We start from the raw sequence: 17,967 nt of genomic DNA, 5'->3' as shown, positions 1-17,967 counted from the left end.
TGCCGGACATGGTCACGAAAATGTGCGAACGCGAATATGAAAAGCATCACACAGCGTCGCTGTTCGCGTCTCAATGCGAGGGGCTGGCAGCGGCTTTGCCGTTCGACTTAAGCTGACTGCATACAGCCGATCAGCTTTCCGCCGGAACGGCCTTTGGCTTGCCTTCGCCGTCCAGCGCCACCATGATGAAATCGGCATGGGTGACCTTCTCCATCAGGTCGGAGAGGTAGCGCTGCGCCCAGGCCTCGACCTTGAGCGTCATCGAGGTGCGGCCGACGCGCTCGACATGCGTATAGATGCACAGCGTGTCGCCGATCTTCATCGGCTTGGCGAACGACATTTCCTTCACCGCCGCCGTCACCACGCGGCCCTTGGCGCGCTCGGCGGCGCGGATGCCGCAGGCAAGGTCCATCTGTGCCATCACCCAGCCGCCAAAGATATCGCCCGCCGCATTGGCGTCGGAAGGCATGGCCAAGGTCCTGAGCGTCAGATCGCCGAGCGGCCGCCCGTCCGCGTAATGCACCATGCGCCAAATCCCTTCGAGATCGATTGTCCCGATCCCGTATCGGGATGGCGATGATGCGTCAACGCGCCGCCAGCCGGTAATGTCGCAGTTTGAAATTCGGCTATGGGGTGGAATATTGCCCTTCGTCTCATCGATCGGAACGAGCAGGTAGCGCCAGGTCCAGTCATTCCGGCGAACGAGGTCGAATGCCCGCTCATGGCCTGATAGGAGACTCCTCTGTAGAGACCGGCTGAGCGAAGCGCACAATCTACACAGGGCGGCAAGCGACACAGCGACGCATTCCCGACGGGATTTGTAATCAAGGGTTTCACTCTGCGGCCGGGCCGGTTCGTGGATCCAGCCGCAGCGATTCCGGCGTCGCAGCCCGCTCGGCCGGCAGTGTCCTGAACGCCTCCTTGGCAGCCTGTGATACCGGAGCACGGCTGCCGATGCGGGCCAGTGCGCATGCGGCGAGCAGAGTGTGGGCGAGGGCAGTAGCGAGGAACAAGCTTTCGGGTCGCATCTTGGCCATCACCACGGCCCCGAGCACCGGCCCGACCATGGTGCCGAAGCCATACAACAGTAGCAGACCGCTCGATACCTTGACGAACTCGTCTGGACGGGCGTGGTCGTTGGCATGTGCCACTGCGACCGAATAGAGGGTGTAGGCGAGGGCACCGTAGGCTGCGGTGGTAACTATGACCAATGCGGCCGACCGCGGCTGGAGGACGAATACGAGAAGCGCGAAGGCGGCCGCTCCGGCCGCCGCACCGGCCAGCACATGGCGGCGGTCGGTGATATCGGACAGTCGGCCCACCGGAAACTGGAGAGCGGCACCAGCGAGGACAACCGCGCTTGCCATCACTGCAATGCCCGTGTTGCTGATTCCGATGCGGGCGCCATAGACGGCTCCGAGCGTTCCCCAGGCGCCGTTGGCAACGCCGGTCAGGAAACAGCCGATCAGGGCTAGCGGTGAAGTGCCATAGAGGCCTTTCAGATCGAGGGCGACATCCTCTAGCGGTTTTGGCGTCGCTGCCGACGACACTGCCGTCGGGATTAAGGCGAGGCAGAAGAAGATACCGGCGACCATGAACAGACCCGCGTTCCTCACGTCTCCCAAGACGACGATCATCTGGCCGGCCACGAGCGAGGCATATGAGACAATCATGTAGAGGCCGAAGACGGTGCCCCGGTTCTCATTGGTCGCCTTCTCGTTCAGCCAGCTCTCGATGATCATGTAGGCCCCGGCCATGGCGAACCCTGTGAAGGCGCGAAGAACAATCCATACATACTGGTCAACCATCAAGCCCGTGAGCAGCGCGATGATTGCACCAGAAGCCGCAAAGGTGCCGAATGCGCGGACGTGCCCGATCTGGCGGACAAGCCGAGGTGCCAAGATGCAGCCGGCGACGAAGCCGCCCGCCCAAGCGGTTCCTAGTAGCCCAAGGGATGCAGTCGAGAAGCCTTCCGCCTGCCCGCGTAGCGGCAAGAGCAGTGCGTGCAACCCTGTTGCTGCAAGCAGGAAGCCCGTGCCGCGAAGAAGCGACAGGATGGGGCGGTAGCCGAGGGGTAAGAGGTAACCTAGCATCTTCCGATAGGGCACAACAGCTTGGCACCCACACTAAACTGGCCGCCGGTCGCCTGATGTCAACGCATGAGGCATACATTAGTCCGCTTTCCCCTTGAGCGGTCACTGCCGCCTCGCGATAAGAAGGTCCACTTGGGGTCGTGGGCGTGAGTTCGGCTGAGCGGAAGCGAACTTCCGCTAGGGTCGCGAGGGCTGGTTGTCGCGAACGTCGGTTATCGGCAGAGAAATGGCGGCTCAGGGTCATGGAGCGCCGCTCATACGGCGACGCTCCATGTTCCTCTACAATTCGACCTGTTCGGAAATGGCCAAGGCGTCGTCGACTTCGATACCGAGATACCGGACAGTGCTCTCAAGCTTGGTATGCCCTAAGAGCAACTGCACGGCGCGGATGTTGCCAGTCTTTTTGTAAATCTGCGAAGCCTTCGTGCGCCTCATCGAGTGCGTGCCATATCGCTTCGGGTCCAGTCCGATGCAGGAAACCCATTTGTCGACAATTCTCCCGTACTGCCTCGTCGAGATGTGCGGTTTTGCCCGAACGCGACTTGGGAACAGGTAATCTCTTTCGGTGAGATGGCGGCGGGCTGTCCAGGCGCCGACGGCGGCCCGGGTTTGCTCCGTGATCTCGAATTGCACCGGTCGCCCGGTCTTCCGCTGAATGATCACAGCCCGATCGCGGACAGTCCCGGAAATCGCGATATCTCCGACTGTGATGGCGACCAAGTCGCACCCTCGAAGCTTGCTGTCGATGGCAAGATCGAAAAGTGCCAAGTCCCTTATCGCGCCCGACACTTGCAGCCGGGCTCGAATGCTCCAGACGCGGTTTGAGAGGAGGCTTCTGACCAACGATATGGTTTCTGTTCCAGGACATGGTTCTTCTCCCATGCCGCCCTCCGCAGCCGCAGCGCTCGCAATGAGCCAGCGAACTTTACCGCCCGATCTCAGGCCGCCTCAAAGGATTACACCTGACTGCCTATCGGCTTCGGGCAGTCGCGAGGTCAAGGACTGAACAGGCGCAATGCGCCAGTTCCGGACGCGCCTGCCTCCGTTCCTACTCGCGCCGGCTAACCCTTCGAGAGACGCAGAAGTGGCCTTTGCGGTTGGCGTGGATATATGCCAGTCATGGCGACATTGCTTTTCTAAGCCCCGCAAACCGGCGGCGGTATGCAGCTGGTGTCATACCCACGCTGCGACGGAACAGGCGGCTGAAGAAGCTCGCGTCTTCATAGCCAACCTCGCTGCTTACCGCCTCGATGGGAAGGGTCCCGGTCTCCAAGTGCTGTTTCGCTTCTTCGAGCCGCAAGTACCTGAATTTTCCGGGTCTTGGCGAGGACAATGCGAGTCTTGTCAGTTCCGCCTTTGGCGACAATCACGCCAGGCTCCGTGAATTGAAGCGTCGTTATGACACCGCGAACTTATTCCGGATGAACCAAACATCGTCCCGGCCGAATTGCCGGGCTGATCTGAACGACCGGATCGGTCAGATCGCGTCATGCGACGCTCGCAACTGAACGACCGCAACGGGTGAAACTTTGCCGTGCGCCTCGTCCGTCGGAACGAGCAAGTAGCGCCATAGGCGGTCAATCGCCGATGTGCCAGCTGTCAGGTCTGAATGCGCAGACGTTGCCGGCGTTTGCCGACCTCGCTGCCGCACAAGCCAAAGTTTGTTTGGGGTAAGCGCGCTCAGCAGCTGACGAGATCGGTGTGGCCAAAACCCTTGGAGTAGTCGAGCACGGAGATGACTGTAGGCATCACGCGAAATATGCGGACCTGCTCCGGAGTCGGCATCGGGCCTGGCAGCGAGACTTGCTCCGGATACTTCAGCGGCAGCATCCGCAGCACCTTTTCCGCTTCGGCCCGGTCTGCCACCGCCTGCGCGCGCGCCGCCATGGAGAGTCCGGTGATTTCCATCACCTGTGGCGTGTCGTGATCGATGGTCAAGGACACGCGATCGTCTCGCGCCAGGTTCGCCGCCTTCTGACTATCCAGACCGCAGAGGAAGTAGAGGGTAAGGCCTTCGTTTGCGTAACCCACGGTCGTCGCCTGCGGCCACCCGTCGGGCCTCAGAGTTGCAATCGTCATGACCCGGTGCTGATCCAACAGTGTGACGATCTTGTTTCTGATCTCTTCGTTCATCGGTTGTCTCCAGAGTCATTGCTGAGCGTGATGATAATTGCCCTAGATCACCTGGCATTGACGCACATCAACGCAATGGCGGGCAAGCGCGGCCGCAGCAGCTGGTCCGGGTCGGGGCTTGCGGCAGAAGTCCTCCGAACGAAGGGCAGAGAATCGACTCCGGCCAGTGGCTGAAGGTCAGCTAATGAGGCGCGCCGCGAATGAGTGCGCGACCGAGGCGGCCGGGGCATCGGCTCGGATTATACCGCGACGGAGCGTTCTACTTCTCAATCGGGTGTGGAGAGCGGACCGCACTTATCTCGTGCCCGCTGCTCCGAATATCCTTCGGACAACCTTGTCAGCATCCGCATCAAAGCAGCGGCCGTGACTGAGCACGATCCGCCGCGGTCGCCATGATTGGATCTTTCCGACCGCCGCGTTCGCCTTCCGTCGCTGACGAGTAGCGGCAGGCGCATGCCGAAGAATATTTGGCCGCAGGGATGATACATCCCGGCAAGCTTGGTGGCCGTTCGCCATGGCTCTGCAATCTTGTCCAATTCGATGTTAATGATCGTGTCGGTGCCTTGGTCTGAGCTTCGACCGCCCGAGGGTCACAGCCTGGGTATACGGCGAGTCTGATCCGAATACCGTCGGAGAGCGATCCGAACTGGTATTGGCGAATTCCCGCTACCTTGACCAAGTAAAACCAAAGCCGGGCCGCATGGATTTCGGCCCTACCCCCTGAGCTCGTCCTGAACCGCAGTATCTCTTCGGCGCGCCCTGTGATCCGCTCAATGCGTCTGAATGGCAATCCACAGGGACACGTCCCCTCGGCCAGCGTGATCAAATCGGAAAATTCATATCGAATGACCGGCAGGGTATGATTGAAAAGCACCGTCGCGAGCATCTTGGCGCCCTGCGTACCAGGAGGTACAGGACGGTTGTCCGCATCGACCACCTCGAGCACTACCAGATCTTCGGCGATGTGCATGCCGCTGCGATGCTCGCAATCGACTGCCATGATCCCCGTCTCTGTCGCGGCATACCCGTCCAATACTGGCGCATTCCAAACCTCCCGTACAAGTTCCTTCACATCTGGCGCCAGCGCTTCCGCTGCGGACCGGAACAGCCTGGGCGCGATTTTGAGCCTCCCCGCTCTCTGTTCTTCGGCCAGCCGGCGGAGCAAAGACGGATACGTGAGGAGATAGTCCGGCTGGTACGCGTTGAGTTGCGCGACGATCTCCTCAATCGGCGAGGTCACGAACAGGGTCGGCGCGCCAGGCCGGATCGCACGGAACTCAGCAGAAAACCGATAGCTCATATGAACTGGCGACGGCGCGCCGATACCAAGGCCGCGCATATCAGGCGTGATGCCGATCAAGCGCTGCATGCGCATTTGATTGGCAGCAGCTACGTTCCAAGCATCCCGGTCATAGACGAACAGACCTCGCTGACCAGTCGATCCGCCGGTGGCAATGCAACGATATTCGTCGAGCAGCAGTTCTCCGCAGCGCTCGCCGTTCACGTGCTCCTCGACCAGCGTCCGCGTCAGCCTCGGATCTGTCACGATCCGGTCAAACTCCTCCATCAGTTTTGACTTGTTCATAGTCGGGAATTCGGCGAGAGGTCGATCTCTCGCAACGAGATCGCCGATCGTACGCCGGCAATAAGGCGAGCGCGTAGCCGCACGCCACAGAAATATCTTCAGTTGCTCCTGCTGATAGGCGAGTAGTTGCTCGGGCGACCAAGTGCTGTGACCGAGAAGTTCCTCGGCAATGCGATCGACAGTCCCAATATCGACGGTCGGAATGCCAGACTGTTCGGAAACTCCGGCCATGCGATCCTCCCAAGAAGGGCAAGTCAGTGCATCTTACATCGCGGGTGCCGAGAGCCAATTCCGCTTGTCCGCAAGAAGAGAGCCGAAGAACCGTTATTGAAGAGCGACAGTAGCGTGCCCCCAACTTCAAAGGTCCGACTCGGGTCATTGGCTACCATTGGGCGTGAGATGATCGAATGTCCGAGTTGGGTCACGGTTGTGAATTCGACCGCCGTCGAACGAACTTCTGTTTTGGATGTGGAATGCTGCCATTCCTCTCGTCGATCGGAAAGTAGCTCCAAGCGGCGCTATTACAGCGGGATTGAGATGGGCGTGCTCGACGACATGCTCGCCGTGCTGGCACGGATCAAAAGGGGGGCGGATGCCCAGGGCCTGGTAGCCACTTGAATCGGGATAGGGCAAATATCGTCAGCGTAAACGGCTAGGGGCCTCTGCGCAGATTTATCTGGCTGGTGACAACGCTCTTGCCGGTTCTCGGATCGGTATCGACTGTGGTCAGACGCATACCATCGCTTCCGATTTTCTCGATTGTCATTCTAGCGCTGCGATCACCATTGACATCCTTGGCCCAACGGATGGCGAGCTTGATGGCATTGCCTGAGCGCTTGCCGTTCACGCCAGCGATGCCCGTGCCCGCTCCAACGTAGGAGCCGGTGTAAGTTGACCCATTCGTCCTTATGTCTGCACCAATGGCTCGGGAAAGGCCCATGAAACCAGTACATTTGCCTGCCAGTGTAAGCGAAGTGTCGGTAGCGCCCGAGGTAAATTTACAAGAGATGTTCAGTGGCAGAGAATTGACGCGGATTTTGACCGTACCATTCCCTCTCCAACTACCGTTCATGGATTTCAGAAACTCAATCTCCCCGGCATGTAGAACGGCACCGTAAGAAAGCACGGCTGCTGAGAGAAATATTACCGTGACACGTTTCATCATGACAGGCTTCCTCCAGCCGCGGTGGGGCGCTCGGCGATCAGATGCCTGCTCGAGCGAGGGTGGCCCCGGGGTTGCGGCGCGTGCCTATCTCCTGTCGGTTTCGAGCGCCCGCGGACAAGCCGGGCCAGGTCGCGCGGGCGCGGTCTCGCTACGCTTTGTCCTCGTATTTGAAGGATACGCTGACCTTGGCGCGGTAGGCCTCGACCTTCCCGTCCTTGATCTGGAGGTCGAGTTTCACTACCTCAGCGATGCGCAGGTCACGCAAGCTACTCGAGGCGCGTTCCACAGCGGCGCGCGCAGCGTCGTCCCAGGATTTGGTGCTCGTGCCAACCAGTTCGATAATCTTGTAGACGCTATTCGACATCGGTTCCTCCCGTTTGATCCGATCGACAGACTGGACTTCATTCTTACCAGAGATTTGCTGCCGTGGCTCGTTAATAGCCGGTCTTTGAGTGCGCGGATAAGAGCCGCGGCGCCAGCTCAACGCGGTCGAAGGCTTCTTCGCCAAACTGTCGAAGCGTCGTCTCGAGCGGGGCGTCTTCCACTCCGTCGTCGACCTCCAGGCCGCCATCAACCGCTTCCTCACGTAAGTACCGCTTTCGACCGCTTCTGAGAGATTCAGCTGCGTCGCAGCCAACGACCGAGACGGGTCAAACTTCACCGTACGCCTTCTGCGAACGAGCGTCCGGAACGGGGTCAAATGTTGCTATTCGTCTCATCGATCGGAACGAGCAGGTAGCGCCAGTTGCTGACCTTCATGGCGTTTCTCCAAACCTGCCGTTCGCGCTACGACCTGATGCGACCACCCTTCTCTGTCCTTCGTGGGGAGAAATTCTACGGCAAGCCTTGACCCTAAGTCGGACGTCCTTGCCGCGGCACGACAGATCGAAAGCCGTCATTCGGTTGGAGAAATGAGTCTCTTCTTGGCCTTCCAGAATTTGAGCGATTGGCCATCGCCTAAATCCTTGATGCGCTCTTCGACAATTTGATAGCCAAGACGCTCGTAGAATTTCTTGGACGGAAGTGAGACGCTTAGAACCGTCTCTCTGAGACCGTTTTTTCGAGCCCGCTCCTCCAAGTCTAGCATCAACAGCTGCCCAAATCCAAATCGTTGTCTATCAGGATCGACAAAGACAGCTGCGATTTCCTGGCCGTCAAGACTTGCAGTCGCGATCAGTTGGCTATCCTGTTCCGCAACGAGTGTCACTCCTGTCTCAATGCGCTGCAAGACCTTTTCCTCAGAGTGGAATTGCTTCAAGAATGCGATCGCGCGTGGAGGGTAGACGCCGCTGTAGCTGGTCTCGATAGTCCTGAAAATCAGGCGACTTAGAGCTGGGAGGTCGTCGATTTCAGAAGAGCGAATATTTATCTTTGGGCTTTCGGTCATGACCGCATCCTAACCCGATCAAAGCATTATAGACGTCGACCCGCCTGTAGCGTGAATGTCGACTCTAAAGCGGCCCCGGAATGTCCGGAATTTGGCGCCAACTACTTGTTCAGTTGCCGGCATCGTGCGGCAAAAGTTCCACCCCAGCCAGTCCTTCGACCCTGATGACGGGCGTTCTGCGGCTCAGGTGTATTAACCAACGGGAAGCGCCAACTGCGGACGCTTGAAGCGAAGTGCGCAATGACCGCTCCGTTGGCTCAAAGAACGTTCCGCTCCGCCGGGTTTCGCTCTATCAACTCCGCCACAAGGCGTTGAAGCCGCCAGAGGTTGCGGTCGCGTATCCCCTTGGCTTCGAGGTGAGAAACCGTGTTGAGCAAGTACTCGGCCCCTGTGCCCCAATGACCGCAGGCCCGGGCCAGGACATCGGCAACTGCTTCAAGTGACTGACGACCGGCATAAAGAGGCGAGGCGCGGTTCATAACAAAGGTCAACGCCGGCGTGGCTCCCGAGGCGGTCTCGACCGTGATCCAGCGGGGCATGCTATTGGCCGGCTTGTAGGTGAACTCGCGTCGAAACAATTTGCCGAATTGGCGTTCGAGGTTGTCCTCTGGTAGGTCGTACAGGACGCCCCGGCATTGCCCTCCACGATCGAGGGCCATCATAAGGCCGGGCTGCTCTGGCGTGCCCCGAAAACGGGTCATGCGGAAGCAAAAAGCACGATGCCAACCCCGAGTAGCGCCTAGTTGCTCACCGATGTGCTCGATCTCCGGCTTCCAGATCAACGAGCCGTAAGCGAATAGGCGGGTCGGTGCCTTCGGGGCCGGATGAGCTCGGATCATTTGCTCGACCCAGCGGTCGTAGTCAGCATCGGTGTGTAGCTCGGCACCTGCCGTCAAACCCTGGTCTTGAACGACCTTGTGGACCCGCGCGACATGGTCCGCGGTCAAGGTCAGCTTTCTCATTTGGCTTGGCATCCCGTGCTCCATCGGATCAGGATCGCGTATCCTTGGCAGATGCTACCGGCGTTGCAAGATACGAACCGACGCACGGCTTGAATGCGCCATCTCAGGACCTTCGTCGCCGCGCTCCTAACTACCGGTATCGCGCCGCGAGCAGACATTCGGCTGAAGTTCGAAAGCGGGCGACGGCGAACGGGACTGGCATGAGATCAGGCGGCGACTGCTACATGCGTCACCGGTCCGCAGAGGGGCGTCCCCGCTCCTGGCGAAGCCGCTCTGAAGCCACGCCAACGACCGCCCGGCGACGCGCGCCGGCTGGCCAGAATGGATAGCTGCCGGGGTAACGTCCGGCCTGCGGATCAGCGTCTTTGGACGGAAAGGAGCATGCGAGCTCCCGGAATGGCGTAGAGGCGCCAACTTATGACATTTCTGACGCGTGAAATCCACATGTGTGGTAATAATGCCCTGCGCGCTTCGCCCGGGAGGGCCGCATGGGAGAGCAGCCGATCACCCGGCGACTTGTTGCCATTCTCGCCGCTGATATCGCCGGATACAGCCGAATGGTGGAGGCGGATGAGGCGGGCACAATTGCCGCCGTGCAGCGCGTCTGGAATGAGACGTTCAATCCCGCGGTTGCCGAACGCCACGGGCGTGTCGTGAAAATGATGGGCGATGGCGCGCTTGTCGAATTCGGCAGCGTCGTCGATGCAGTTGAATGCGCCGCTTCCATCCAGCGCTCGATGGGCCAGTGTAATGTCGCATCTGGACGGCCGATCGCGTTTCGAATCGGTATCAATCTTGGCGACATCGTAGTGGATCGCGACGACATCCTCGGCGACGGTGTGAACGTTGCCGCCAGACTGGAAGGCCAGGCGCCGCGCGGCGGCATTCTCGTTTCAGACAGCGTCTACGCGCAGGTGGCCGGAAAGGTCGGCGTGACGTTCATCGATGCCGGTGAATTGAAACTTAAGAACATCGACCGTTCGGTAAGGGCGTGGTGCTGGAACGCCGATGAATCGGCCGCGTCGAGACCCATTTCGGGTTTCGCCCTGCCGCTGCCCGCCGACAAGCCATCCATCGCGGTCCTGCCGTTCGCTGTCATGGGCAGCGATCCGGACCAGGGGTTCTTCGCCGACGGGCTTGTCGACGATATCACGACTACCCTGTCGAAGCTGTCCGGCCTGTCGGTGATCGCTCGCCATTCGAGCTTCGTCTACAAGGGACGGGCGGTGGATGTGCGCCAGGCCGCACGCGAGCTGGGCGTGCGGTACGTGCTCGAAGGAAGCGTCCGCAAAGCCGCCGAGCGAATGCGGATCTCCACGCAGCTGATCGATGCGTCGACAGGAGTGCAGATCTGGGCCGAGCGCTTCGATCGCAGGGTCGAGGACATCTTTGCCGTGCAGGACGAGATCACCCTGACGCTCGTCACCGAAATGCAGGTCAGGCTAACCGAGGGCGATCAGGCCAAGCTGCGCTACACCACCACCACGAACGTCGAAGCGTGGAATCTCTGGATAGAAGGCCTGAACTTCGATCGTCGTCCGAAGTCCCCGGACACCCATCTTCAGGCCCGCCGCTGCTGGGAGAAGGCACTCGCGCTCGATCCCAGCTCCGCAGTGCTCAGCGCCTTGCTCGGGGACATCCACTATTCCGACGCGCGTCATGGCTGGAGTGGCGAAGACCGCGAAGCCGCGTTGAGGGAGGCTGAAGCATATGTCGAGCGGGCGCTGTCGATCGACCCGACGACGCCCGACGCGCACCGGGTCGCAAGCGGAATCCTCCTCTTGCGGTCCCGATTCGACGAGGCCGCCGAGGCCGCGCGCAGGGCGGCGAAGCTTGGTCCCAGCCTGCCCGACGTCCTGGTGTTCGGAGGTTTCGTCCTGACGTGTTGCGGCCACGCGGCGGAGGCGATTGGCCCGATCAGGAAGGCTTTGGCGCTCAACGGGCTCAACTATCATGCCTGGCACCTGGGCGTGCTGGGCAACGCCTATCGGCTGGCCGGCCGGACGGAAGAGGCGCTTGCCGCATTCCGGGCCTATCATGCACGCAGCCCCGGCTTCGGCCTGGCCGACATCGCGATAATCCAGGAGCAGGCGGGGCACCTCGATGATGCCAGGCAGACGGCTGCGCAGCTTATCGCCGCGCGGCCTGCCTTCACCGTGAAGTACTGGCTGCGAACGCAGTTCCGCGTCGACACCGACCAGATGGCGGCCGATTTGGCCTCGCTGCGGGCTGCGGGCGTGCCGGAAGAGTGAGCGTCGCGTAGGGCTCCGGCTGGGCAGACGCAGACGAGTTCCGCCCACGGACCGGGGCCCGCCCGCTCGCGATGCGGGCCCGCTCCAAGCAAGAGGGAGGAGATCATGAGCAGACTGGTTTCACTCACGTTCGGAGCCATAGCGCTTTCGCTCGGCGCCACGGACGCTTGTGCCCAATCCGGCAATGTGGGTGCGGCGGTCGGTGGCTATTCGTTTGAGGACGCAGCCAAGGAGCACCCGGACACGAAGAATTTCCACTCCGCGGACGGTCATCTGACATTTGCCGTCGTGACGCAAAGCGCCGGTAATGGTTTCTTCGATCCACTCTACGTGGGTGCCACCGTCGCAGGTAACATTATTGGCGCGGAGGTATTGCTGCTTGGATCCGAGGCGCCGAACCAGGACGTTGCCCGCGAGATCGAAATTCTGAATCAGATAGTTCAGGATCCGACAATCGACGGCATTATCATGACCACGCCGCAGGTCGGCGCTTACGACGACATAGTCAGGGCGGCCGCGGCCAATGGAATTCCGGTCGCCACCACGAACTCCTTCGACGGTACGATCCTCAATCGCAGCAGTATCAGCCACACAGGCCAGGACGCTTCCGCCGCGGCAATTGCCGGGGAGGCGCTCGCGAAATGCCTGATGGAGCGAGGGATCGAGAGCGGCTCTATCGTGCTCCCCTCGTCCACCGCGCAGGGCAACATCGAGGTCAACGACCGCGTTACGTCTGCCTTCAACGCCATCGTAAAGACGTTGAACGACGCCGGTAAGCTCGGGGCCTTCAAGGTCGATGCCGGTCCGCAGAATACCGGCATCGACACCAACCCGAACGATCCGGTGGCCGGGGTGGTGACCCTGTTCGAGTCGCGCGGTGACATTGTGGGTGCATTTGGCGGAGATGCCCTATTTACGCCGGCGATCGCCAAGGCTTCGGCTCAACTCGGCATGACCGGCAAAATCTGCGCGTATGGGTTCGACCTCGGCCCGGCCCAACTGGATGCTTTGAGGAGTGGTGACCTGACTGGTGTCATCGGGCAGCAGCCCTTCCTGCAGGGCTTCTGGCCGGTCATGCAGCTTTACCTGCAGATCGATCGTGGCATATCGGCCGCGAATCTCGATACGCGCGCCCAACTCGTCACGCGGGAAACCGTCGGCAACATCGGGAAGCGGTACGAGAACTGAGCCAGAGCCGACTTGTTCGCCGCTTCGTTCGGTGTGCGTTTGCGCCAATGCGTTAAGCAGTGAGCCGGCCCGAAAGAGTCATCAATGGCGGCATTCAAAAGGACAGCTTTTGGCCCCGTTGCGGACCTGTCAGTAGGGCACAGCAATGACGGCTCTGGGTCATCAGCGCTGGTTGCGCTTAATGTCCAGTTCTGGGAAGGAGACACGGCCTCGCAAGGTCTCGAAAGGGTCAAGGGCGTGAATTCGGCCGGGGCGAACGAGCGTCCGCAATGGTCGTAAGCTGAAATTCAACTGAGTCCCGCCGTCGCTTTTTTCACAAGCCATGCCGGAAGGCGCGGCGACGCGGCGCCGCGCCCAAGTCTAGGTTAGAACCAGAATTCCGGAGCCGCTCGCGTCACCATGCAGACCTATGATTTCATCATCGTCGGCTCCGGCTCGGCCGGCTCGGTTGCGGCCGAAAGACTTTCGGCCACGGGCCGCTTTTCGGTTCTGGTGCTCGAAGCCGGCGGCACCGACCGCCGTTTCTACGTGCAGATGCCGCTCGGCTACGGCAAGACCTTCTTCGATCCGGCGGTCAACTGGAACTACAAGACCGAGCCGGACCCGGGCCTCGCCGGCAATGTCGACCATTGGCCGCGCGGCAAGCTGCTTGGCGGCTCGAGCTCGATCAACGCCATGGTCTGGATTAGGGGCGCGCGCGAGAGTTTCGACGCTTGGGCAGCGGCCGGCAATCCCGGTTGGGCCTTCGACGACCTGCTGCCCGCCTTCAAGGCGATCGAAGACAATCAGGCCGGCGCCGATCAATGGCGTGGCGTTGGCGGCCCGCTGCACATCACCGACTGCTCGACCGCAGTCCACCCGCTGACCAAGCGTTATCTCGCAGCCGCCAACCAGGCCGGCCTGCCCTTCAAACCGGATTTCAACGGTGCCTCCCAGGAAGGCGTCGGCATCTACCAGATCACCACCAAAAACGGCCGCCGCATGTCGGCCGCTCGCGCCTTCCTGCGCCCGGCGATGAAGCGCAAAAACGTCCGTGTCGAGATGAATGCGCTGGCGACCAGGATCCTGTTTGAGGGCAAGCGCGCCGTTGGTATCGAGTATCTCCAAAATGGTGAGACGAAGACTGCCCGCGCCGGCCGCGAGATCATTCTGTCGGGCGGCTCGATCAACTCGCCTCAATTGCTGCAGCTTTCCGGCATCGGTCCCTCGGCGCTCCTTGGCGCGCTCGGCATTCCCGTCGTCCACGCCAATGAGAATGTCGGGGCGAACCTGCAGGACCATGTCGGCATCAACTACACCTTCAAGGGTCGGCTGCCGACGCTCAACCAGATTCTGCGCCCGTGGTGGGGCAAGCTCATGGTCGGCATGCAATATGTCCTCTTGCGCTCCGGCCCGTTGTCGCTGTCGATGAACAATGCCGGCGGCTTTTTCCGCACCGACCCGGCTCTTTCACGGCCCAACATGCAGCTTTATTTCCAGGCGTTCTCGACCGTCATTCCGAAGAGCGGAGAACGCCCGATCCTGACTCCAGATCCGTGGCCGGGCTTTTCCATCGGCCTGTCCAACTGCCGTCCGTCGAGCCGTGGTGAGATCATGATCCGCTCCGCCAATCCGCGCGATTATCCGAAGATCGTCGCCAATGCCTTTTCGACCGAGGCGGACGTCGCCGAAATGCTGGCGGCGGTGAAGTTCATCCGGAAGATCGCCGCCATGCCGGCGATGGCCGAGATCATCGAGGAAGAGGTCTTGCCGGGCCCGTCAATCACCTCGGACGCGGATCTCATTCAGGATTTCAGGAAACGTTCGGGCACCGTCTACCACCCGGTCTCGACATGCCGCATGGGACCGGACGCTGCGCGCGCCGTTGTCGACCCGCGCCTGACAGTTCACGGCCTCGCCGGCTTGCGCGTCATCGACGCGTCGATCTTTCCCGACAACATCACCGGCAACACCAACGCCGCCTCGATCATGACCGGATGGAAGGGCGCAGAACTGGTTCTGGAGGATCAAAAATGAAAATCACCGACGTCAAGACCTGGGTTGTCGGCAATCCGCCGCCCGGCATCGGCGGCAAGTATTTCATCTTCGTCAAACTCACCACCGATGGCGGCGTGGTCGGCTACGGCGAGGCCTACAATGCCACCTTCTCGGCCCACGTCACCGCAAGAATGGTCGAGGACATGGCCGAGCGCTACCTCGTCGGCCGCGACCCGCACGACATCGAGAATTTCTTCCGTCGCGCCTATTCGTCCGGCTTCACCCAGCGCCCGGACGTTTCCGGCATGGGCTGTTTCTCGGCGCTCGAAATCGCCTGCTGGGACATCATCGGCAAGGAGGCCGACAAGCCGGTCTATAAGCTGCTCGGCGGCCAGGTGCACGAAACGCTGCGTTCCTATACCTACCTTTACCCGCACACCGGCAGCGTCCATTCGGAGGACGCGCGCGGCAAGAATGTCTACAACGACCCCGATCTGGCGGCCGAATGCGCGCTCGAATATGTCGAGCAGGGTTTTAATGCCGTCAAGCTCGACCCGGCCGGCCCCTACACTGCCTTTGACGGCCATCAGCCGCGCCTCGTCGACATCGATCTCTCCGCCCGCATGGTCAAGGCGATCCGCGAGGCGGTCGGCACAAGGGCAGACATCCTGTTCGGCACGCACGGCCAGTTCACTGCGTCGGGCGCGCTGCGCATGGCCCGCGCGATCGAGCCTTACGACCCGCTGTGGTTCGAGGAGCCGGTGCCGCCCGACATGCCGGAAGTGATGGCACAGGTGGCGCACGGCACGTCGATCCCGATCGCCACCGGCGAACGGCTGACGACCAAGTTCGAATTCGCCCGTGTCATCGAGAACCGCGCCGCGACCATTTTGCAGCCGGATCTCGGCCGCTCCGGCGGCATTCTTGAAACCAAGAAGATCGCCGCGATGGCCGAGGCCTATCACATCCAGATCGCCCCGCACTGCTATTGCGGGCCGATCGTCGGTGCGGCCAACATCCAGCTCGCCGTGACCTTGCCCAACTTCCTCATCCTGGAATCGCTGAAGCAGTGGGACGGTTTTCACGAAAAGCTGCTGAAGAAGAAGATCGAATGGCAGGACGGCAACGTCATTCCGTCGAAGGAACCGGGCCTTGGCGTCGAGCTCGATGAAGCCGTCTGCGAGGCGCACCCCTGGGCCGGCGCGGACCTGCATTTGCAGATGATGCAGACGCCGTTGATGCCGTGAGCGCGCGCGAGCGTTACGCCTTCATCGGCCTTGGCCATCTCGGCGGTCACCTCGCCGCCAGCCTGATCCGCAATGGTTTCACCATCACCGTCTTCGACCGCGATCCCGCGGCTGTCGAGCGCCTGTTGACACTCGGCGCGACCGCCGCAAAGAGCCCAGCCGAGGCAGCCGCCCTGGCCGGCAACGCCATCACATGCCTGCCGTCGCCTGATATCAGCGAGGCCGTGCTGGCCGGTCCCGGCGGATTGCTCGAAGGCCTGCCCAAGGGCGGAAGCTGGATCGAGATGTCGACCAATGGCCAAGACGAGATTGTGCGCCTTGCATTCCTGGCTTCGGCAAGCGGCGTCGAGACGCTCGAATGTCCAGTTACTGGCGGCGTGCATCTGGCGGCCGTCGGCAAGATCACGGCACTGGTCGGCGGCGATCCGGCACTCTATAAGCGCCACCGTCCGGCCATCGAGGCGATGTGCGCAAAGTCTTTCCTGATGGGGCCGATCGGTTCGGCGGCGGTGATCAAGGTCATCACTAACATGCTGGCCTTCATCCATCTTATCGCCGCCGGCGAAGCGCTCATGCTGGCCAGGAAGGGCGGGCTGGATCTTGCCCAGTCCTACCACGCCATATCAGCCTCGTCCGGCAACAGCTTCGTCCACGAGACCGAGAGTCAGCTGGTGCTGAACGGCTCCTACGACATCGGTTTCACCATGGACCTCGCATTGAAAGACCTGGGCTTCGCACTGGGCATGGCCGAGAAATTCGGCGTGCCGCTCGAACTCGCCTCGCGCGTCAACGCCATATTCGAACAAGGCAAGAACACCTATGGCGGCAGCGCCTGGTCGACCATGATCGTCAAGCTTCTGGAAGATGCGGTCGGGACCGACCTTCGTGCGCCTGGTTTCCCCGCCAAGCTCGACGTCTGACATCAGGTAATTGTCACGCGATTTCAGTACATTGACTGGATCGCCGAAATCACGCCCGCAACGACCTGAATCAGTCTCTCAGCGCGTTGATTCAATACCTCAGCGTAAGCGCGCCCGGCAGGATCTCGAAGGTCGCCGGTATGCGCCCCGGCGATTCACCGTCTACGTCGACCAGCGCGCCGTTCTTCTGCACATCGCCCAACGGTTCGACAACCACTTTCTTGCCGCGCAAAATGGTGATTGCCGGATGGTTGCGATGCCGCCCGCCATAGAGCAGACGGATATCCCAGATCAGTTTCAACTTGCCCGCCGCCCGCAGGATGACGATGTCGAACTGCCCGTCGTCCAGTTCGGCATCCGGCGCGATCATCATGCCGCCGCCGAAGAATTTTCCGTTGGCCACCGCCACCAGCGCCACGCGTGCCTCGACCGGGACGCCGTCATCGACGGTGATCACAACGTCCTGGAACCGGTAGCGCATGAATTCCCACACGGTGCGCCAGTAGAACAGCGCCTTGGCCGACACCTTGCCCTTGCGCTTGTCGGCGTTGACCGCGCGGTCGGTAGCGCCCGAAAGACCGAGGCTGGCAATGTTGACGAAATGACGGCTGGCCAGCGCGCCATGGTCATCAACATAGGAGATGCGGCCCGCATCGACCCTGCGAGCCTTGGCCTGGGCGATGCGCTTCAGCGTCAAATCGACCTCGTCCGAAAGACCGAGCCCGCGGGCGAAATCGATGCCGGCGCCGCAAGGCAGCAGGCCGAGCTCGGCCGTCCGGCCGCTTTCTGCAAACGCCTGCAGCAGCCCGTCGGCCACTTCGCTGGCGGTGCCGTCGCCGCCCGCCGCGATCACCAGGTCGAAGCCGCTCGCGGCAAGGACGAGCGCCAGCCGTTCGGCGTCGCCGGTCGCCTGCGTTTCGCGCAGCTCGAAATCGCCGAAATGTTTCCTGAGCGAAGCACTGACCTCAGGCCAATTTCGTCTGAGCCGGCCACCACCGGCAATCGGATTGAGAACCACCCCGACCTTCAAGAACGCCCTCCCCAAAGGACGGCAACGA

Annotated in this window: 16 protein-coding genes and 2 pseudogenes; 7 read left to right on the top strand and 11 right to left on the bottom strand. The window is 61.2% G+C overall.

Features of this window, described 5'->3' with window-relative positions:
- Positions 1 to 130 precede the first annotated feature (130 nt).
- The 4 genes and pseudogenes from IHQ72_RS12260 to IHQ72_RS12245 all read right to left on the bottom strand — a co-directional run bounded on the left by IHQ72_RS12260 (position 131) and on the right by IHQ72_RS12245 (position 3,366).
- Entirely contained in the window at positions 131 to 526 is a 396-nt protein-coding gene (locus IHQ72_RS12260) for an acyl-CoA thioesterase (RefSeq protein WP_258122665.1), read from the bottom strand.
- A gap of 307 nt (positions 527 to 833) precedes the next feature.
- Positions 834 to 2,093 carry an MFS transporter gene (locus IHQ72_RS12255; protein ID WP_258122664.1) on the bottom strand — a complete coding sequence of 420 codons (1,260 nt, stop codon included), beginning with the start codon at positions 2,091 to 2,093 and terminating at the stop codon, positions 834 to 836.
- Between the two features lie 279 nt (positions 2,094 to 2,372).
- Positions 2,373 to 2,961, bottom strand: a pseudogene (locus tag IHQ72_RS12250) (tyrosine-type recombinase/integrase).
- 249 nt (positions 2,962 to 3,210) lie between these two features.
- Positions 3,211 to 3,366: a helix-turn-helix domain-containing protein gene (locus IHQ72_RS12245; RefSeq protein WP_258122663.1), complete on the bottom strand. Its 156-nt coding sequence runs from the start codon at positions 3,364 to 3,366 to the stop codon at positions 3,211 to 3,213.
- Here IHQ72_RS12245 and IHQ72_RS12240 point away from each other — a divergent pair.
- Positions 3,344 to 3,601, top strand: a complete 258-nt coding sequence (locus tag IHQ72_RS12240; protein WP_258122662.1) for a BBE domain-containing protein — start codon at positions 3,344 to 3,346, stop codon at positions 3,599 to 3,601. The genes IHQ72_RS12245 and IHQ72_RS12240 overlap by 23 nt on opposite strands.
- A gap of 172 nt (positions 3,602 to 3,773) precedes the next feature.
- Here the strand turns inward: IHQ72_RS12240 and IHQ72_RS12235 are convergent, their stop codons facing one another.
- The gene (locus IHQ72_RS12235; RefSeq protein ID WP_258122661.1) at positions 3,774 to 4,226 is read right to left on the bottom strand and encodes a pyridoxamine 5'-phosphate oxidase family protein; all 453 of its coding nucleotides are present in this window, start codon (positions 4,224 to 4,226) and stop codon (positions 3,774 to 3,776) included.
- Between the two features lie 349 nt (positions 4,227 to 4,575).
- Positions 4,576 to 6,042 (bottom strand): phenylacetate--CoA ligase family protein, encoded by a 1,467-nt coding sequence (locus IHQ72_RS12230; protein WP_258122660.1) that lies wholly within the window; start codon positions 6,040 to 6,042, stop codon positions 4,576 to 4,578.
- A gap of 279 nt (positions 6,043 to 6,321) precedes the next feature.
- On the opposite strand from IHQ72_RS12230, the pseudogene IHQ72_RS37070 reads away from it, so the two are divergent.
- Positions 6,322 to 6,417 (top strand): annotated as a pseudogene (locus tag IHQ72_RS37070) (IS5/IS1182 family transposase); the annotation flags it as partial.
- A 46-nt stretch (positions 6,418 to 6,463) separates the two neighbouring features.
- On the opposite strand, the gene IHQ72_RS12225 reads toward IHQ72_RS37070, so the two are convergent.
- The 4 genes from IHQ72_RS12225 to IHQ72_RS12205 all read right to left on the bottom strand — a co-directional run bounded on the left by IHQ72_RS12225 (position 6,464) and on the right by IHQ72_RS12205 (position 9,325).
- Positions 6,464 to 6,973, bottom strand: a complete 510-nt coding sequence (locus IHQ72_RS12225) for a hypothetical protein (protein WP_258123815.1) — start codon at positions 6,971 to 6,973, stop codon at positions 6,464 to 6,466.
- A gap of 151 nt (positions 6,974 to 7,124) precedes the next feature.
- Positions 7,125 to 7,340, bottom strand: coding sequence for a dodecin family protein (locus IHQ72_RS12220; protein WP_258122659.1), 216 nt, complete (start codon positions 7,338 to 7,340; stop codon positions 7,125 to 7,127).
- A 531-nt stretch (positions 7,341 to 7,871) separates the two neighbouring features.
- Positions 7,872 to 8,363 carry a GNAT family N-acetyltransferase gene (locus IHQ72_RS12210; RefSeq protein WP_258122658.1) on the bottom strand — a complete coding sequence of 164 codons (492 nt, stop codon included), beginning with the start codon at positions 8,361 to 8,363 and terminating at the stop codon, positions 7,872 to 7,874.
- Between the two features lie 257 nt (positions 8,364 to 8,620).
- Entirely contained in the window at positions 8,621 to 9,325 is a 705-nt protein-coding gene (locus tag IHQ72_RS12205; RefSeq protein ID WP_258122657.1) for a gamma-glutamylcyclotransferase, read from the bottom strand.
- A gap of 488 nt (positions 9,326 to 9,813) precedes the next feature.
- Between IHQ72_RS12205 and IHQ72_RS12200 the strand changes: the two genes are divergently transcribed.
- The 5 genes from IHQ72_RS12200 (at position 9,814) to IHQ72_RS12180 (ending at position 16,909) form a co-directional block, all read left to right on the top strand.
- On the top strand, positions 9,814 to 11,577 hold the full coding sequence (locus IHQ72_RS12200) for an adenylate/guanylate cyclase domain-containing protein (RefSeq protein WP_309508842.1): 1,764 nt from the start codon (positions 9,814 to 9,816) through the stop codon (positions 11,575 to 11,577).
- A 105-nt stretch (positions 11,578 to 11,682) separates the two neighbouring features.
- On the top strand, positions 11,683 to 12,765 hold the full coding sequence (locus tag IHQ72_RS12195) for a substrate-binding domain-containing protein (protein WP_258122656.1): 1,083 nt from the start codon (positions 11,683 to 11,685) through the stop codon (positions 12,763 to 12,765).
- A 399-nt stretch (positions 12,766 to 13,164) separates the two neighbouring features.
- A complete protein-coding gene (locus tag IHQ72_RS12190) occupies positions 13,165 to 14,781 on the top strand; it encodes a GMC family oxidoreductase (protein ID WP_258122655.1) in 1,617 nt (538 codons plus the stop codon).
- Entirely contained in the window at positions 14,778 to 15,989 is a 1,212-nt protein-coding gene (locus IHQ72_RS12185; RefSeq protein WP_258122654.1) for a mandelate racemase/muconate lactonizing enzyme family protein, read from the top strand. The genes IHQ72_RS12190 and IHQ72_RS12185 overlap by 4 nt, the downstream gene beginning before the upstream one ends.
- The gene (locus IHQ72_RS12180) at positions 15,986 to 16,909 is read left to right on the top strand and encodes an NAD(P)-dependent oxidoreductase (protein WP_258122653.1); all 924 of its coding nucleotides are present in this window, start codon (positions 15,986 to 15,988) and stop codon (positions 16,907 to 16,909) included. Before IHQ72_RS12185 ends, IHQ72_RS12180 begins: the two co-directional genes overlap by 4 nt.
- 91 nt (positions 16,910 to 17,000) lie before the next feature.
- Here IHQ72_RS12180 and IHQ72_RS12175 read toward each other — a convergent pair whose 3' ends face one another.
- Positions 17,001 to 17,939, bottom strand: coding sequence for a diacylglycerol/lipid kinase family protein (locus IHQ72_RS12175; RefSeq protein ID WP_258122652.1), 939 nt, complete (start codon positions 17,937 to 17,939; stop codon positions 17,001 to 17,003).
- Positions 17,940 to 17,967: the final 28 nt, after the last annotated feature.

The organism is Mesorhizobium onobrychidis, assembly GCF_024707545.1.
GTDB lineage: Bacteria > Pseudomonadota > Alphaproteobacteria > Rhizobiales > Rhizobiaceae > Mesorhizobium > Mesorhizobium onobrychidis.
This window is presented reverse-complemented; position numbering and strand designations above follow the sequence as displayed.

Bases quoted from the DNA above. Each gene is read 5' to 3' on its own strand.
- IHQ72_RS12260 (WP_258122665.1), bottom strand. From the start codon at position 526: ATGGTGCATTACGCGGACGGGCGGCCGCTCGGCGATCTGACGCTCAGG.
- IHQ72_RS12255 (WP_258122664.1), bottom strand. From the start codon at position 2,093: ATGCTAGGTTACCTCTTACCCCTCGGCTACCGCCCCATCCTGTCGCTT.
- IHQ72_RS12240 (WP_258122662.1), top strand. From the start codon at position 3,344: ATGGGAAGGGTCCCGGTCTCCAAGTGCTGTTTCGCTTCTTCGAGCCGC.
- IHQ72_RS12235 (WP_258122661.1), bottom strand. From the start codon at position 4,226: ATGAACGAAGAGATCAGAAACAAGATCGTCACACTGTTGGATCAGCAC.
- IHQ72_RS12230 (WP_258122660.1), bottom strand. From the start codon at position 6,042: ATGGCCGGAGTTTCCGAACAGTCTGGCATTCCGACCGTCGATATTGGG.
- IHQ72_RS12225 (WP_258123815.1), bottom strand. From the start codon at position 6,973: ATGAAACGTGTCACGGTAATATTTCTCTCAGCAGCCGTGCTTTCTTAC.
- IHQ72_RS12220 (WP_258122659.1), bottom strand. From the start codon at position 7,340: ATGTCGAATAGCGTCTACAAGATTATCGAACTGGTTGGCACGAGCACC.
- IHQ72_RS12210 (WP_258122658.1), bottom strand. From the start codon at position 8,363: ATGACCGAAAGCCCAAAGATAAATATTCGCTCTTCTGAAATCGACGAC.
- IHQ72_RS12205 (WP_258122657.1), bottom strand. From the start codon at position 9,325: ATGAGAAAGCTGACCTTGACCGCGGACCATGTCGCGCGGGTCCACAAG.
- IHQ72_RS12200 (WP_309508842.1), top strand. From the start codon at position 9,814: ATGGGAGAGCAGCCGATCACCCGGCGACTTGTTGCCATTCTCGCCGCT.
- IHQ72_RS12195 (WP_258122656.1), top strand. From the start codon at position 11,683: ATGAGCAGACTGGTTTCACTCACGTTCGGAGCCATAGCGCTTTCGCTC.
- IHQ72_RS12190 (WP_258122655.1), top strand. From the start codon at position 13,165: ATGCAGACCTATGATTTCATCATCGTCGGCTCCGGCTCGGCCGGCTCG.
- IHQ72_RS12185 (WP_258122654.1), top strand. From the start codon at position 14,778: ATGAAAATCACCGACGTCAAGACCTGGGTTGTCGGCAATCCGCCGCCC.